Source organism: Betaproteobacteria bacterium (genome assembly GCA_016720925.1).
Classification (GTDB): Bacteria; Pseudomonadota; Gammaproteobacteria; order Burkholderiales; family Usitatibacteraceae; genus UKL13-2.
Map to the genome: position 1 here is coordinate 1 of JADKJR010000038.1, position 16,256 is coordinate 16,256.

The 16,256-nt window shown below is 57.5% G+C and carries 8 protein-coding genes and 7 pseudogenes; 5 read left to right on the forward strand and 10 right to left on the reverse strand.

The features are described 5' to 3' along the window. Positions 1-223, reverse strand: a 223-nt coding sequence (locus tag IPP88_24445) for a hypothetical protein (protein ID MBL0125676.1), incomplete at its 3' end; no start/stop codon positions are given. 541 nt (positions 224-764) lie between these two features. After that, complete coding sequence (locus IPP88_24450) at positions 765-938, reverse strand: hypothetical protein (protein MBL0125677.1); 174 nt, start codon at positions 936-938, stop codon at positions 765-767. 2,239 nt (positions 939-3,177) lie between these two features. Between IPP88_24450 and IPP88_24455 the strand changes: the two genes are divergently transcribed. Continuing rightward, positions 3,178-3,453: a hypothetical protein gene (locus IPP88_24455; GenBank protein ID MBL0125678.1), complete on the forward strand. Its 276-nt coding sequence runs from the start codon at positions 3,178-3,180 to the stop codon at positions 3,451-3,453. 30 nt (positions 3,454-3,483) lie between these two features. Then, positions 3,484-3,801 (forward strand): annotated as a pseudogene (locus IPP88_24460) (class I SAM-dependent methyltransferase). A gap of 321 nt (positions 3,802-4,122) precedes the next feature. Here the strand turns inward: IPP88_24460 and frdD are convergent. The 5 pseudogenes from frdD to IPP88_24485 all read right to left on the reverse strand — a co-directional run bounded on the left by frdD (position 4,123) and on the right by IPP88_24485 (position 7,772). Next, positions 4,123-4,477 (reverse strand): annotated as a pseudogene (gene frdD / locus IPP88_24465) (fumarate reductase subunit FrdD). Positions 4,478-4,525: 48 nt separating this feature from the next. Beyond that, positions 4,526-4,869: pseudogene (locus IPP88_24470) on the reverse strand (fumarate reductase subunit C). Next, positions 4,866-5,620 (reverse strand): annotated as a pseudogene (locus IPP88_24475) (succinate dehydrogenase/fumarate reductase iron-sulfur subunit). Before IPP88_24475 ends, IPP88_24470 begins: the two co-directional pseudogenes overlap by 4 nt. After that, a pseudogene (gene frdA / locus IPP88_24480) lies at positions 5,589-7,409 on the reverse strand (fumarate reductase (quinol) flavoprotein subunit). Before frdA ends, IPP88_24475 begins: the two co-directional pseudogenes overlap by 32 nt. 92 nt (positions 7,410-7,501) lie before the next feature. Beyond that, positions 7,502-7,772, reverse strand: a pseudogene (locus tag IPP88_24485) (c-type cytochrome). Between the two features lie 150 nt (positions 7,773-7,922). Between IPP88_24485 and IPP88_24490 the strand changes: the two are divergent. The 3 genes and pseudogenes from IPP88_24490 (at position 7,923) to IPP88_24500 (ending at position 13,163) form a co-directional block, all read left to right on the forward strand. Further along, positions 7,923-9,912 (forward strand): annotated as a pseudogene (locus tag IPP88_24490) (cytochrome b/b6 domain-containing protein). Positions 9,913-10,110: 198 nt separating this feature from the next. Beyond that, positions 10,111-11,742: a HAMP domain-containing protein gene (locus tag IPP88_24495; GenBank protein ID MBL0125679.1), complete on the forward strand. Its 1,632-nt coding sequence runs from the start codon at positions 10,111-10,113 to the stop codon at positions 11,740-11,742. Further along, positions 11,739-13,163, forward strand: coding sequence for a sigma-54-dependent Fis family transcriptional regulator (locus IPP88_24500; protein MBL0125680.1), 1,425 nt, complete (start codon positions 11,739-11,741; stop codon positions 13,161-13,163). Before IPP88_24495 ends, IPP88_24500 begins: the two co-directional genes overlap by 4 nt. A 71-nt stretch (positions 13,164-13,234) precedes the next feature. Here the strand turns inward: IPP88_24500 and IPP88_24505 are convergent, their stop codons facing one another. The 3 genes from IPP88_24505 to IPP88_24515 all read right to left on the reverse strand — a co-directional run bounded on the left by IPP88_24505 (position 13,235) and on the right by IPP88_24515 (position 16,203). Next, complete coding sequence (locus tag IPP88_24505) at positions 13,235-13,876, reverse strand: cytochrome b/b6 domain-containing protein (GenBank protein MBL0125681.1); 642 nt, start codon at positions 13,874-13,876, stop codon at positions 13,235-13,237. 12 nt (positions 13,877-13,888) lie between these two features. Then, on the reverse strand, positions 13,889-15,310 hold the full coding sequence (locus tag IPP88_24510) for a hypothetical protein (protein MBL0125682.1): 1,422 nt from the start codon (positions 15,308-15,310) through the stop codon (positions 13,889-13,891). Positions 15,311-15,459: 149 nt separating this feature from the next. After that, positions 15,460-16,203, reverse strand: coding sequence for a response regulator (locus tag IPP88_24515; GenBank protein MBL0125683.1), 744 nt, complete (start codon positions 16,201-16,203; stop codon positions 15,460-15,462). Positions 16,204-16,256: the final 53 nt, after the last annotated feature.

Consider the following 16,256-nt stretch of genomic DNA (forward strand, 5'->3'; position numbering starts at 1 on the left):
TGCGTCCGGTTCGCCCCTCGAAGTAGACCAGCAGCAGCGTCAACAGCGCCAGCAGGGAGAACGATCGACCGTATTGTCGGATTGCTGTGTGAAAACTTGGCAGGGACTCAGCCAGCTGGGTCGGGTTGGGATGATCATAGAACAGGGTGCCGGGCCCGGGCCCGTCAGCGACAGCGAGGCGGGCAGTGGGGGAATTGCCAAGCGCCTTGTTCGATCGGTTCACCACATCCCATCCGTCTGCCCTCTTTTGCCCAATTAGAAAAACACCAAGTGCCGCCCACGATGTCGGTGGCAAGAGTTTGGGGATGGTAAACATAAAGCTGCGCCAAACCATCGGGAACGCTTCAGAGCAGAGGCTCGGTTCCGCATCTGTCGTTGCACGTAGGATGCAGATGCCCTCCGAAACTGGGCTCGCGTGTGGTGAATTCACATCAATTATCTGTAGCTGGTGGAAAAATAATATGTCTTTGAAGCCGGTGAACCAGGACGACGTGGTTTCCTGTGCGTGACACGGCCCCGGCGACCGCAAATCGGGGCGAAAGCCCGCCATGGCGGGCGCGTAACATCTTGAGGCGCGATTTCAGACCGCAATGCGCGTCCGGAAACACCTGGGCCGGCGCGCGATATTGCCGAAGCGCTTCGCCGGCGCTTGGCGGCAACGGCAAAGGCGCCATCCTTCGTCCCGCGCCCCACGGTCTAACCAGGGCGCGGTATCGCTGTGGTGTGTTTTTTTTTCCAGCCAGGCACGCGTAACCGAACCCGCATCAGATCTTGTTGGGAGCAACACGGCTGGCAACGACTATGGCGATAATCTCGATATTGAATTTTGGATCGGCGTAGCGTTTGAACAGGTGCCACGTTGTCGTGAAGTGGATCTTGATCCCTGCCGGCGGGCTGAGGCCCTTCGCCCTTATCGGGTTGTCCGAATGTTCCATCATCGGGCGGCCATCGGCTTCAAAGGCCTGACATGTTCTGGGAATTCCGCCACTCCCACCACAGACAGACGACCGGTGGCGGCCTCGCTGGCGGTGCCCTCTGGCCGCGCGAACTTCGGCGTGTCCACCCGCTTCGACATAGACGACACACCGATTTGCCGTCCGGCGGTGAAGCGCTGTACGCGAAATTGCTGGTTTCCACGACAGACATCACCGATCGAGTGGCGACCGGTGGGGGGAACAGTTCACCTTCCTTCGAGCCCGGTTTGCCGAACTTGACGTAATTTGCCGGTGTGCTTGTTCAGCACATGCACTTGGTGGTGAAGGATGTCGACGGCGTGAGCCTCGCCGGCGATGACGGTAATCGGTCGGCCCGGAATTGGTCCTACTCGCCATGGGCGCCCTTGTACCGGTTGTCACGATCGTAAATGAGTACCTGGTTCTTGCCGGTGTCGGTGACGTGTTGGTGCAGTCGGTATCAATGGTTACGTTGATCAGCGGCTTCATTTTTCCGCCGCCGGACCGGTGAACATGCTGAACTGTTGCCCGGCGAGGTCGAAAATGGCGGCCCCGCCCTCTTGCTGTCCACGGCGTAGAGCCGGCCTTCGAAAGTGCGCGACACCGTAAATCTGCGCCAGACTCTGGCCTTTTTCCTCGCCGGCGGCGACAAATTGCGCGGATTCACTGCGTTTGGCGGCAATCCACGTTCGCCGGTAAGGTCACCAGATGCTGGAAACGCGAAGTGGATTAGGCGGAGGCGGGTGAAAGTCACCGTTGAGGTCCTGCCGGTTTTTCTCTGCGGCGGCGCGCCCGCGCGACCGCCAGCCTGGCAATGATCAAATTTTAGCGAAAGATATGGCCTGCCACGGCGGTAGGCGAACTCAAAGGTCACGAGTATCGATTCCTGTGAAAGTGTGGAAAACGATACCTGTTACGCCGTAAGCTCCCAGGACGCCATCAAGGCGCCCGCATGATTAATAAATCTTCTACATGCGGTCGTCCATGCCCGATGACAGGCAAGTCGGCTACCATCAAAAAAAACTCTTTTGCATGATCCCACGATGGCAAGGGAGATCACCAACGAGGGAAACCAGCAACGGAGGTCATTACAAGACTGCTGGCCACTGCAGGGTGCGCCGCAAACCCACTGAACACGCAACGCACTGTTCAACGTTTGGAACCTTACCAACAAGCTAATTGGCGCTGGCAGGTTTGCATACCGAGCTCGATGCCATCAGGGAGCTTTGACAAGCTTTCCAGCCGCGGCCGCCGAAACGTGTTATACGTCGTGGCAGGATGCGCGCACTCCATTTTTCCACCGTGCGACATATTGCTGGCAATCTGCCAACGCGGGTCTGTGCCGGACCCAATTGTCACCACTGGCATCGTAATCGCATTCAGCGCCGTCAGCCGTCGCCAATGCGGCGTCGCCACGTAAACCCGATCAGATGGTCGTTTGTGAGGTTGATACCGAGATTATCCGCCGGTGAGAAGCGTCGTTCCTGTTGCCACCGCCGAAACTATTCCACCGCAACCGTGCCATCCACGGGGCAGGAAGGCAAAGTTTCGATCTTCGATCCATCTGGGCAATCTGGAGTTCGTGGTTGACGATGTATATACGGTGTAAGTCGCGACAAAGTTCGCGTGGTTCCGTAGCGGCGCGTCCGCGATCGGCCCGTATTAGTGCGGCGCGTGGCGAGACAACGCAAATTTGCCCGCCGGACCACGCGGCCACCGGGAAATCATGCGCCGATCCAACGGTGGTGCCGGCACTCGATGCCAGTCCCGCCAGCGCCAGCGCGGCGCCCAACAAACTGCTTCAATTGCGCTTCTCCATATTCATTGCCTTACTCTTATAAGACGCTTGGTTGAAATGCACAAACAGGTCCAAATTTTTATAGGCCAATTCTCATTTTCTTAGGCCTGACTTTTTGACCGGCGCCGACGATTTGAATATTTTGTGAAAAGTTTTGCACTGGTATTTGATCCATCACAAAACTGCCTGCTGGTTAGCTGGACGAGCATTGCACTGTCGCTCTTTGATGCATCGCAAGCGATCCGCAATGGAGTCACAACTTGGGGTCATCAAGAAAATAGGTGCCAATTGATGATTGCACTCTGTGGAAAAAGTGGTGCGTTTGTTGTCCCTCAAACTGCCTGACACGCGGAGAGGCATGCGCGACCAAGTAAGATTCCTGGCACGCGCGAGGCGTCGCACGGTACAATGTAAGGATAGGGCGTCATGAGAACACTGCAGCTGACGTTACCGGAAGCAACGCGTGCAGGCGTTCATTGGTTGGCGCAACAACAGGCAGAAGCCAAGAAAAATATGAGTGTTGGGGCAGTCAAGGTCAGCTTCGATTTACCGCCCCCCGCGCGTCCCGCGCATCTAGAGAAGACCTATCGGTGGGCCTACGTGTCCGCGAAGACGGTGAAGATTTTCGAACGGCAATGGTTGGTGAATGCACGATCCTGCGAGGAATCTCTCCCCTCGGTTGCGCGACGCCACGCTGGATGAACTTAGCCAACACATTCGAGGACGCCACCCCTGCAGATTGCTTGCGTGTATGGCGATTTTCCTCGCGGCGTGATGGGACGGCTCGCGCGAGGCGCTACGCTGGACGTGGTGGACGTGCTGCCAATCCAGCTCGACAACCTGCGCAAAAAACTCGCGCAAGACGCGCGCGTCACGCCGGTGTTGTGCGATTCTGCCGATCTCCGATTCGCCGATGCGACCTACGATCAGACCATCCTGTTTTTCCTGTTGCACGAGCAGCCCGAAGCAGTGCGCAGGCGGACACTAAGCGAGGCGGTGCGGGTCACGCGGCCTGGCGGCAGGATTGTCATCGTCGACAAATATCACTAGCCGAAACGCTTTCATCCGCTGCGGTATCTGTTCCAGCCGGTGTTGCACGTGCTGGAGCCGTTCGCGCTGGACCTGTGGAATCACGACCTGACAACGTGGTTGCCGGACACAATTCGCCCCGAGCAGCTCCGGAAGGAAACCTCGTTTGGCGGGTTGTATCAGAAGGTAGTCATCACGGTTTGAGACCCGCCCCAAACTTCCGTAGATCGCCATCTGGCGGGGCGTTTCAGGCATTTTCGGCCGAAAAGTCCCGCCAGTGCTGGGGTTTAATCCCCGGACACGGCGGCTCAGAATGATCCGCCTCTAATCCTGAGGTGTTGACTACCAGCCGAGGCGAAGCAGGGCGTAGCCTGTCGCCAGCGTTCCGACCAGCGCGCCGCCGTAGCAAATCAGTTTGGCGCCGAGGCCGGCGTGGATGCCGATATCGTGCAGGGTGTGGAAAATCCGGTGCACGCTGTGCCACAGGAACAGCGAAATGATCACGAACAGGAAGCCTTTGCCGGCCCAGTTCTGCGAGAACGCCAGCACCTGCGAATAGCTCAACATGTCGCGCGACAAGAAAGTCCCCTAGGCGCGGCAATGCCGGTAATAAACACCAGCACGGCGCCGATCAGTGCGGACAGCATCCGCCCGCGCCAAACAGGGCCCAGAAGATGGGAGCATTCGAGCGTTTCATGATGCCAACCTCGCGGCAACTAGCAAAAACAGCAGGCTCGCGCAACGGTGCGGCAAGGCCGGTACGGGTGATGGTGGTCGCCTTCACGCGTTCGCCACCGATCAGCATCGGCGGCAGCGTGCGCGGCATGATGTTGAACCAGGTCCAGGTGTGATACAGGAATCCAGCCAGCAGCACCACGTGCAGCACAATGGAAAGCGGGCTCGTCAGGAACCCCAGCCACCTGTTCCATGCCGCCTCGCCTCGGCCAGCGCAATCACGCCCTGCAGCAGGATGAGCGCGTAGGCGGCGACAAAAAATGCCGTGCCCTCATGCACCATGTACTCGACAAAGAAGGGGTTCTTTCGCCACCAGCCGCCCATCGGCCTCAGGTAGGGTCGCCGCGCGCTCATTTTCCGGTCCCTTTCGGTGCGACGAAGCGCAGGAAATAATCCTTGGCGCTCTCGGTCTTGTTGATGTTGACGGCATTGGCCGGATCGACGTTCTTCGGACACACCTCGGAGCAGTAGCCGACCGCGGTGCAGTTGAACACGCCCTCCTCGGCATGCACCAGCGGCATCCGCTGTTCCTTGCCGCTGTCGCGCGAATCGAGGTTGTAGCGATGCAGCAGCGCCATCGCGCCGGGACCGATGAATTTCGAATTGAGGCCGTACTGCGGGCAGGCGGCGTAGCACAGCATGCAATTGATGCAGGAACTGAATTGCTCAAACGTCCAGCTCCGCGGGCGTCTGCAGGTATTCGCCCTCGGCCAGCGCGCGTGGCTTTTCCGGGATGATGTAGGGCTTGATGCTTTCCAGCTTCTGGATGAAGTCATCCAGGACGATGACCAGATCGCGCTCGATCGGAAAATGCGCCAGCGCTTCGACGCGCACGGTGTTCGGGTAAAGATCGCGCAGGAAAGGTCTGGCAGCTCAGTTTTGGCACGCCGCCGATCATCATGCCGCAACTGCCGCAGATGGCCATGCGACAGGACCAGCGAAAGGACAGCGAGCCATCGAGTTCATCCTTGATGTACTGCAGGCCTTGCAGCACCGACATGTCGTCGGTAAACGGCACGATGAAGTCCTGATGGACGGGCTCCTTGTCCTTCTCCGGCCGGTAGCGCAGGACTTCAATGCTGATGTTCCTGGTCACGGCATTCATGCCTTTCGCCTCTGCTGCCGCTTCGGCTTTTCGCCCGCCGGCGCCCGTAGGCGCGAACCGCAGGCTGGGAATGGGTGATCTTCACCTCGCCGTAACTAATCACCGGCGTGTCCTGGCCGGGCATACGTCGCCAGCGAGTGCTTGAGGTAATTGACGTCGTCGCGCTCCGTATAGCCATCCAGGCGCTGGTGTGCGCCCGCGCGATTCCTTGCGATGCAGCGCCGAAACCGCCATGGCCTGCGCGACTTCGAGCTGGTAGCCGAGTTCAATCGCCAGCAGCCACTCGGTATTAAACACGCTAGACTTGTCTTCCACCTTGACATTCTTGAATCGCTCGCGCAATTCGCCAGCTTGTCGCAGGTCCGCTGCATTTCATCACCCATGCGATAGATGCCGCAGCCGCGCTCCATGGTTTCCGCCATTTCGCGCCGCAACGAAATGCGCGTTCGGTGCCTTGCCTTGCCTTCAGCCTTCACCACGTTGAGCGCGCGTTGCTGCGCGATGTCTGCCTGTTTCCGCAGCGTGGCGTGTTGCCGGGCGCCACGGATTTGGCGAATTTTGCCGCTTGCTCGCCGGCCACCTTGCCGAACACGCACAGCTCGGCCAGCGAATTCGAGCCCAGCCGGTTGGCGCCATGGATGCCGACGCTGGAACACTCGCCGGCAGCATAGAGGCCGGGCAGCGGCGCGGCGCAATTGCCGTCGACCGTGATGCCGCCCATCGTGTAGTGCACCGCGGGACGGACCGGAATCGGCGTCTGTGCCGGATCAACGCCGAGGAACTCCTCGGCCAGTTCGTAAATCTGCGGCAGGCGCTCACGCAGGTATTTTTCGCCGAGGTGGCGCAGATCCAGATGCACCACCGAGCCGTGAATGCCCTCGATGGTGCGGCCCTTCTGCTGCTCGTACCAGAACGCCTGGCTCAGGCGATCGCGCGGACCGAGTTCCATCGCCTTGTTGACCGGCTTCGGCATCGCCGGGCCCGAGGCCATAGTCCTGCAGATAGCGATAGCCGTCCTTGTTGACCAGGAATCCGCCTTCGCCGCGGCAGGCCTCGGTGAACAGCAGGCCGGTGCCCGGCATGCAGGTCGGGTGGTATTGCACGAATTCCATGTCGCGCAGCGGCACGCCGTGGCGATAGGCCAGCGCCATGCCGTCGCCGGTGACGATGCCGCCGTTGGTGTTCTCGCGGAACACGCGGCCGGCGCCGCCGGTGGCGATGATCACCGACTTGGCTTCGATCAGGGTGAATTCGCCGGACGCAATCTCGATCGCCAGCACGCCCTGTACGCGGCCATCCTCCACCAGCAGTTCGACGCAGAAATGTTCGTCGAAACGCTTGATCGACGGGTACTTGATCGAGGTCTGGAACAGCGTGTGCAGCATGTGGAAGCCGGACTTGTCCGCGGCAAACCAGGTGCGCTCGATCTTCATGCCGCCGAAGGCGCGCACGTTGATGTGACCATCGGGTTTGCGGCTCCACGGGCAGCCCCAATGCTCAAGCTGCACCATTTCCTCGGCGCAATTCGCAACAAAATAATCGACGACATCCTGTTCGCACAGCCAGTCGCCACCGGCGACGGTATCGTGAAAATGATGTTCCAGGCTGTCATGCGCCTGCACCACACCGGCCGAACCGCCTTCCGCCGCCACCGTGTGGCTGCGCATCGGATAGACCTGGAGATGAGCGCAATCTTCAAGTTCGGGTCGGATTCGGCAACCGCAATGGCCGCGCGCAATCCCGCTCCGCCTGCTCCAATAATTGCTACATCCGCCTTGAATACTTCCACAAGTCCCCTTTTCACGGCTTGAACGCGGCTTGAGCCAAGCCCCTTTTGAATTTGCAGGTTAGATCATTGCCGCGCACGGGGTTGATACAGATCAAACTTTTGTGCTCTTCTTCCGTGCCGTCCTCAAACTTCACCTTGGGTGCCTTGGTGATGTTGTCGATCAGCTTGGCTTCAGCGTCGGTCTTGCCTTTCCACTTCGACGCGGACTTTTTGATAAGAGGGCCCTTTTTTTGCCTTGTCAATCGCGTGGCATTTCATGCAGCCACTCTTCTTGGCCAGGGCTTGTGCGGCGTCGGCATCGGCGGCTACAGCAGGGGTTGCACTATAACAATACAAAATACAATAAAACTTCGTTTGATCCACATCAAGAGCGATCTTAATTTGATCGGCATCATTGCACACGGCGCGTTAAAAGCTGCAGTCGACCTGACTTGCTATTTATTGCCGCCTGAATCCGCTTTTTAAGGGCTTGTCGCGAATAGCGCGCGTGAACTGCAAAGGGAAAAATACAAAATGTCTGCCAAACACTCTGCTCGCTGGTTGATCGCCGTATTCGCCTGCCTGGCCTGGAATATGCTGGCGCCTGCCGCCGCGGCACCGGTCGTGACCCCGCTGGCGGCGCCTGCGGGCGCCACCAAGCTGGACAACGCGACCTGCCAAACCTGCCATGACGGCAGCAAGAGCGATGTCTCGACCACCGACGCGAAGGGCAAGAAACGCGCGCTGCACAGTGTAAGCAATGACAAGATGGCAAAGAGCGTGCATGCGAAAATGCAATGCGTCGATTGTCACAAGGACATCACCGACAACGTCAGCCCGCATGCGAAAGGCACAGTCGCCAAAGCCGATTGCCTCCAGTGCCATCAGGCGCTCTGGGAAACGGTCAAGAAGGAAAACAAGACCGCGGAGCAGCCCGGCCTTGGCCGCGTGGCATCGCAGATCGACGCACAGAAACTTTCGATTCATGCGAAGGCGAGCAAGGATGACCCGACGCAGACCAACGCGACGTGTTCAGGCTGCCACGACTCGCACGCAATCATCCCCCACAAGATCGGAACGCCGGAACATGCCGCATGGCGCCTGGCGGTGCCAGCCGCATGCGGCACCTGCCACGAAGAGCACCTGGAGGAATACTCCAGGTCAATTCATGGCAAAGCGGTCGTCGACAAGAAGGACCCCAAGGCCGCGATCTGCACCGATTGCCACAATGTGCATGGGCGTTGATCAGACCTCCAAAGACGCAGCCAAACAAGGCATGGTCGCCGCGTGCAGCAATTGCCACAAGGAAAATGCCAAATCCTATCGTGACACGTATCACGGGCAGATCACGACGCTCGGATACACCAATGCCGCGATGTGTTTCAGCTGTCACGGCAGTCATGATCTGCGTTCGCCGAAAGATCCGAAATCAAAAGTCCATCCGGACAATCGCCTGAAGACCTGCCAGAAGTGCCACAAGGACGCGACGGCGGGCTTTGTCACCTATGAGCCGCATGGCAACGCCCACGATTTCAAGCGCTATCCGCAAATCTGGCTCACCACGCATGGCATGATCGGGCTGCTGCTTGGCACGTTTGCGTTCTTCTGGGTACATGTGATCCTCTGGTTGTATCGCGAAATCCAGGATCGCAAACAAGGCAAGACCCGTCCGCACGTGCAGGTCGACATGCTGAATATTCCGGCGGGGAAACAGTTCCAGCGTTTCGGACCCTGGTGGAGATTGGGGCACCTGCTGTTTGCGGTAAGCCTGATGATCCTGACCTTGACCGGCATGACACTGATGTACGCCGGCAGTTCGTGGGCACCGGTGGTCATGCAGATGCTTGGCGGGCCAAAGGTCGCGGCTATTATTCACCGCGTCAACGCAGTGATATTTGCCGGCATATTTGTCATACACCTGATTTACATCGTGATTCGCCTCGCCAGAAGCTGGCGTACGTTCAAGATATTCGGGCCGGATTCGCTCGTACCCGGCCCGCAGGATCTTTTCGACGTGATTGCCATGTTCAAATGGTTCTTTGGCCTGGCGCCGCGCCCGGTGTTCGATCGCTGGACCTACTGGGAAAAGTTCGACTACTGGGCACCATTCTGGGGGGTCGCGATCGTGGGCTTCAGCGGCATGATCATGTGGTTCCCCAACCAGACTGCTTCGTTCCTGCCGGGCTGGGTGTTTAACGTGGCGGTTATTACGCACGGCGAGGAAGCGTTCCTGGCGGCGGTATTCCTGTTTACTGTCCACTTCTTCAACAATCACTTCCGCCCAGAGAAATTCCCGCTGGACACGATCATGTTTACCGGCGCCATGACGCTGGAGCACTTCGCCCGCGATCACACGCTGCACTACAAGCGGTTGGTTGAGAGCGGTGAGCTGCACAAATATCTGGTGGATGAGCCGTCGAAACCGATGAAATTGGGCTCGAAGATACTTGGCTTTACGCTGATTGCCTTCGGATTGACCTTGCTGGTGCTGATCGCAAACGGGTTCATCGGAAGTCTGGGGTAAAGCTTTCGGCATAGAGGCAGCAGAAGCACGCGGGCTGTCTGCGCGCGTGAAGAAAGAGAATTCCTCCGGCGAAAGATCGCTGCATGATTCGCCGGGGGAGCAATGCCATGGATTGATATTCATGGCGTTGATTTGCGGATGATGTACTCACAGGCGCCGAAGCAGAATCAGTTCCGTATATGCGGATCGACCTGGTAAATGTTCCAACAAAATCTTAGACTAAAAGTCGGCCTGTATCTGGCTATCGCGCTGTCACCTGCGATGGTTCTGTTCCCTTTTCTCATCGTCAAGCACCAGCAGGAGCACCTGCAGGATGAGATTGCCGCGCACGTCACCCAAATCGCTGAAGTGGTGGTTAGAAGTACCCGTCATACGATGCTGTTGAACAAGCGCGACATCGCTGACAAAATCATTCAGGATATCGGCAAACAGCGGGGCATCGAGCGTCTCCGGGTGATGAACAAGGACGGCACCATCATCCATTCCAACCGGTCCGCGGAGATCGGGTTTTCGGTCGATCAGCAGGCAATGCCTTGCGTTCAGTGCCATCAGACCAGCAAACCACTGGCGCATGTACCCGATGACAAGCGTTGGCGATTAAGCAAGGCCAGGGAAGGGCACCGGTCGCTTGACACGATGGCAGTTATACGAAATGAGCCGACATGTTCATCCGCATCCTGTCATGAACATTCGGCCAGCCAATCCGTACTTGGCATTGTCGAGATCGCCTATTCCCTCGATGAAATTGACCGGTCATTGGAGAAGCACGGCCTGGTTCTTGCCGGCATTACGCTTGGAATCATCCTGCTGGTCGCGGCCAGCGTCGGCGCCCTGCTTCAGCGCCTGATTTATCGTCCGCTGAATGACCTCGAATCCGGCGCTGGAAGGATCGCGCTCGGCGACCTCGACCACACGATTCCCAAGCGCAGCAATGATGAATTCGGTCGGGTCGCGAGTTCAATGAATCAAATGACCACGGCGCTGAAGAAATCGCACGCGGAGCTGCAGGAGTTGATACAAACGCTGGAGTCGAAAGTGGAAGAACGAACGCAGGAGCTTCTGATCGCCGAGGCCGAAGTTGCGCAGGGAGAAAAGCTGGCCTCCGTCGGAATGCTGGCTTCCGGGATTGCCCATGAATTGAACAATCCGCTGACCGGTGTGCTGACATTTACGTCACTGTTACGCAAGAAGATGGCGGACGGCAGTCAGGATGCGGAGGATCTGGACCTGGTCATTCGCGAGACCAAGCGTTGCGCAAGCATCATCAGGCGGCTTCTCGATTTCGCGCGGGAAAAAGTGCCCGTAAAAGGACATTTCAGCCTCAATCAACTGATCGAGGATACGGTACGTTTTGTCGATCGACCCGCATCATTGCAGAATATCCAGATCACGATGGCCCTCGATCCCGGCCTGCCGCAAGTTTGGGGTGACGCCGACCTCATCAAGCAAGTGGTATTGAACATTCTGGTCAACGCACAGCAAGCCATCGAGGGCACCGGAACCGTCAGGGTTGAGAGTCACTACATTACCAACCCGCCGCCAAAACCTGGCGTCAATACAGTGCCGATCGCGGAAATTGCCATCACCGACAATGGCTGCGGAATTCCTGAGGCCAACTTGCAACGGATTTTTGACCCGTTCTTTACATCGAAGGAAGTGGGCAAGGGGACAGGGCTGGGCTTATCCGTCAGCTATGGCATCGTCAAAGCCCATGGCGGCAGGATCACGGTCGAAAGCACGCTGGGTGTGGGGACCACTTTTCGCATCCTGCTTCCGATAACATCACCCTTTAATGAAACCGAACACAACGCAAGTGAAAGTGCCGAATGAGCGCCAGGATTCTGATCGTTGACGACGAGGAAATAGTCATCCGGAGTTGCGTGCGCATCCTCGCCGATGACAGCCATATCGTCGATTCCGTCGAGGACGGCTGGGAGGCGCTGAGAAAGGTCGACGACACCCATTACGACGTTATTGTTCTCGATATCATGATGCCCAAGATCGATGGACTTGAGGTCTTGCAACATGTGAAGGAGAGGCATCCGGACACCGATGTCATCATGATGACCGGGCTATCGCAGGTGCAAACAGCCGTGAAGGCGATGAAGCTCGGCGCGTTTGATTACTTGTCCAAGCCTTTTGATCCCGATCAGCTCAAGCACGTGGTGGATCGGGCGCTGGAGCGGCAGCGCTTGCTGAAGGAAAATCGCAGCCTCAAAAGCGAAGTCAGTTCCAAGTATCGATTCGAGAACATCATCGGCTCCAGTCCGCCGATGCAGAACGTCTTTGGCCTGATCGCAAAGTGCGCGCCGACCAACACCACGGTGCTGATCACGGGCGAGAGCGGCACCGGCAAGGAAATGATTGCGCGGGCGATCCATTACAACAGCCTGCGAAAGGATCAGCCATTTGTCACGGTCGACTGCAACACGCTCAGTGAAAATCTGCTGGAAAGTGAATTGTTCGGTCACACCAAGGGTTCATTTACCGGTGCGGTCGCCAACAAGCGTGGCATGTTCGAGATCGCCAATAACGGCACCCTTTTCCTCGATGAATTCGGCAATATTCCGCTATCCACGCAGGCGAAGTTGCTGCGCGTGATCCAGGAACGGGAATTCCGGGCGGTGGGAAGTACCACTGTCCAAAAAACCAATGTGAGACTGGTCGCCGCGACCAACAAGGATCTCAAGGCGCTCGTCGCTGACGGCACGTTCCGCGAAGATCTCTATTACCGCATCAATGTCTTCCCCATCCATTCGCCCGCCCTGAGGGAGCGTCGCGACGATATTCCTGCGCTGGCGTTTCACTTCCTCAAGCTGTTTTGCGCCGAGCTCGAAAAACCGATGGCGGAAATTTCCGAAGGAGCCATGAGCCTGCTCACAAATTACGACTGGCCGGGTAACGTGCGGGAACTTGAAAACACCATTCAGCGGGCCGTGATCCTGACGTCAGACAATGTCATCCGCCAAGCCCATTTGGCAAACATAATCGATACGTCGCCACGTCTGGATCTGGAAGTGCCGAGAACCAGCGAGGACCTCAAGCGAATCAAGAAAATCGCCCGGGAAAAATCGGTGGAAGAGGTCGAGAAGTTGTTCATTCAGGAGACGCTGAAACGGAATGCGTCAAACGTGACCCGCAGCGCGGAAGAAACCGGCATGCAGCGCGCGAATTTTCAGGCGCTCATGAAGAAGTACAACATCCGGGTCCGCGATACGGAATACGATTCGGGTGAGGCAGAGTCTTCCTGAACGAGCGCGACAGCGCGAAACTCGCGATGCGCCGCAAGAAGTAGCACCGTCACCCCAGCGAAGCCACCGTGTCAAGTGTGGTCGGCTTCATGCTTGTCTTCCACTTCCTCATACCCCGTAATCATTGCCTTGAAATGGGCGGTCGGCGTGTGGCCAAGGCTGGCCAGGTAGATATGCACGATGATGAATCCGCTGAAAAAGATGAATATCAGCATGTGCACCGTATCCACGACACGCAACCCGCCGAACATTTCCACCATGGATGTAAAGCGCGCGACATCCCAGAGCAGCACGCCGGTGAAAAACTGTACCGGCACGAGCACCATCATGATGATTTGGTACATATTGCTTTGCAGGGGATTGAATTTGCGATACACGCTGACGTGGTGTGGGTTGGGGTCGCCCCTGAAGATGCCGTAACCATAAAACTGCATTTGCCGGAATGTCGCGCGAAAATACTTGGTCGGGCTAAGTTCGGGGTGATAGACCTTGATCTTGTCCGAGAACAGATAAAAAGTCAGCCACACAAAAAAGTTCGCGGTCAGGAAGAAGCCGCACCAGCTGTGAACGACGACAGCAGTCTTGAACGACATGAAATCGATCTGGCCGACATACCGGATCTGTACACCGGTGGCAATCAATACCAGAAAACCGATCGCATTGATCCAGTGCCAGACCCTGACGGCAAGCGGATGGATATAAATTTTTTGCATGACTTTCTCCTGCTATTCGGGTTTACCGTCACGATCGGAATGATCGCCGGGGAGTGGCTGGACCGGATGCTGGCCGGTGGCAGCTGATACGGCAGCGTTTATCTCGGCGGCACGTCTTTCGCGAAATCCTTTGAACAAGCGCTTGACCGTCATGTGCGCGAGTGGCCCGGCGATGCTACCCAGCAACACCATGATCAACAACGTATCCAGCAGCTTGATGCGGGTGCTGCCGATGACATAAAACCCGCGGATTGACTCAACGGATAGCAGCGAATTCAGGACTTCCTTCTGGACACCGTGTCGCAACGGCCTGCCATCCGGTCCGGCTATCGTCAGGGTAACGCTTTGGAATGGTTCAGCGCCCGCCTGATGACAGAATTTGCAGTCCTTGATCGCTTTGGATTTTTCGCTCAGCTGATGCGCTTCCACGCCGCTTTTTACTTCAAGCCGGCCACGCAAGACGGTCTTTCCTTCACCGCCATCCTGGTTGAATTCCTTTAGGAGGCTCCACAGCGCCCGCTCATCCAGCCCGGCATTTTTTGCGTCGGCGGCGTGGGTCCGTTTTTCAAACAGCGGTACGCCGGATTTCTCGGACAATTGATGATGCTTCGCACCCTCGCCATCATAGAGTCTCAGGTTCACGCGCCGTTGCGCATCCGGCGCATGGCAGACCGGGCACGAGATGGACTCAAAGTGCAGTTCTGATTTCGGCAGCCAGTCCTGATGCTCCTTGACCGCATTTTTGTGGCATGTAAGACACGCATCCTTGATACCCGCACCAAGCGATGCCGCCTTCACGTTATGGGCCTTGTGGCAGTCGGCGCACAGGGGCGCGGCCTTGCCCTTGGCAACACGCTCGAGACCGTGCACATCCTTTGAGTAGGCTTTGAATATATCGCCGTGACAATTGGCGCAGGGTGTGTCCGCGATCGGCGCGGGTATTTTCCAGGAACGAACCGTATGCGGATTGTGGCAGTCCGCGCACATCGGCGCTTTCTTGTTGCCGCCTTTTATGAGTGCCGCGTGGACGCTGTCGTCATACTCCTTGAATTTCTGCTTGTGGCAGTCGCGGCAGGATTCGCGCATGGACGTGGCGAATTCGCGCTTGCTCTTGGTAACGGTCTTTTCCTTGCCGTGGGTCTTGGCGTCGATGTCGGTGTGGCAGTCCTCGCAGTTGGTCTCGTTGTGCATCGACTCGCCATAAGCCTTGGTGGAGATCTGCAAGGAAAGTGTCTCGCCGCTCTCGAGCTTTTTTTCGAGGCCAACTTTGTCGTGACATTTCAGGCACGACTCGCTTTCTTTCGACAAATCTCCTGCGCTGGCGGGCGCGGGGGCGCCCAAAACGAAAATAGCCAGGCTGGCCAACCCGGCGAGAATCAGTTGCCTTGTGCGTGGCAAGAGTGCCACCTGGCCTGTGTTGCAGGCACTTTTCATTGTGGATTCCCTTTGTTTGCGGACATGCGGGTCAAAAAAACAATCGGGGAAGGCAGCCTTCCCCGATGTTGTTCACCTCATTCTGGCGATTACAGGTAGCGCGGCTTTTGTGATTCTCTACCTGTTTTTCCGCACGGTGTTGATCTACCTCATACCGCCCGCACTTTCATCATCAGTCCCTTGACCGCAAACCAGGCCAGCATGGCCGCGCCGATGATCGGGAACAGGATGATAAAGGCCAACCCGACGAACGGTGCCGCAACGAACTTGCCGACATTCTTCAGGAAAGTGAGCGCACGTCCTGCCGCCGGCACCTTCTTGACCAGCGCCTTGACCGCCATGCTCGTCACAATACCGATCCCGACGAAGGGAAGCATCACCGCATAGAGCAAGCCAATGAACGGCGCCAGCATGAACAGGGCGATGTTCTTCAACAGGTTTTCCTTGACCACCGCCCTGATTTCCACCGCTTCTGCCGGTGCCGCGACGACCGGTTCGACGGCCGGTTCAAATGCCACCGGTTCCGTTGCCCGCATCGCGTTCAACGCACTTTCTTCAATCATTTCCGGCGACAACGGTTTTTGCAGGAAAGCCGACACCCCCGCCGCCCGGGCGCGGGCTTCATTGGCCGCCGTGCCATAACCGGTCACGATCACCACCGGCGTCCAGGGGGTCCTGGCTTTGACGCGTTCGGCCAGCTCCAGGCCATCCATGCCCGGCATGCGGATATCGGTAAAGACGGCGTCGTAGCCACCTTCCTGCAGCTTGGTCAGGGCTTCCTGCGCGTTTTGCGCGGTGATGACCACATAACCTTTGTTTGACAGCACACGGTTGAAACTTTTTCCAACCACCGGGTCGTCATCGACAACCAGCACTTTATGATTTGCACGCATGATGTTTCTCCTTCATTTGACTGGCTCAGTGCGCAAGATTGCGACGAGTCTTA

Coding starts and splice junctions, on each gene's coding strand:
- IPP88_24505 (MBL0125681.1), bottom strand. CDS start 13,876: ATGCAAAAAATTTATATCCATCCGCTTGCCGTCAGGGTCTGGCACTGG.
- IPP88_24515 (MBL0125683.1), bottom strand. CDS start 16,203: ATGCGTGCAAATCATAAAGTGCTGGTTGTCGATGACGACCCGGTGGTT.
- IPP88_24450 (MBL0125677.1), bottom strand. CDS start 938: ATGATGGAACATTCGGACAACCCGATAAGGGCGAAGGGCCTCAGCCCG.
- IPP88_24510 (MBL0125682.1), bottom strand. CDS start 15,310: ATGAAAAGTGCCTGCAACACAGGCCAGGTGGCACTCTTGCCACGCACA.
- IPP88_24455 (MBL0125678.1), top strand. CDS start 3,178: ATGAGAACACTGCAGCTGACGTTACCGGAAGCAACGCGTGCAGGCGTT.
- IPP88_24495 (MBL0125679.1), top strand. CDS start 10,111: ATGTTCCAACAAAATCTTAGACTAAAAGTCGGCCTGTATCTGGCTATC.
- IPP88_24500 (MBL0125680.1), top strand. CDS start 11,739: ATGAGCGCCAGGATTCTGATCGTTGACGACGAGGAAATAGTCATCCGG.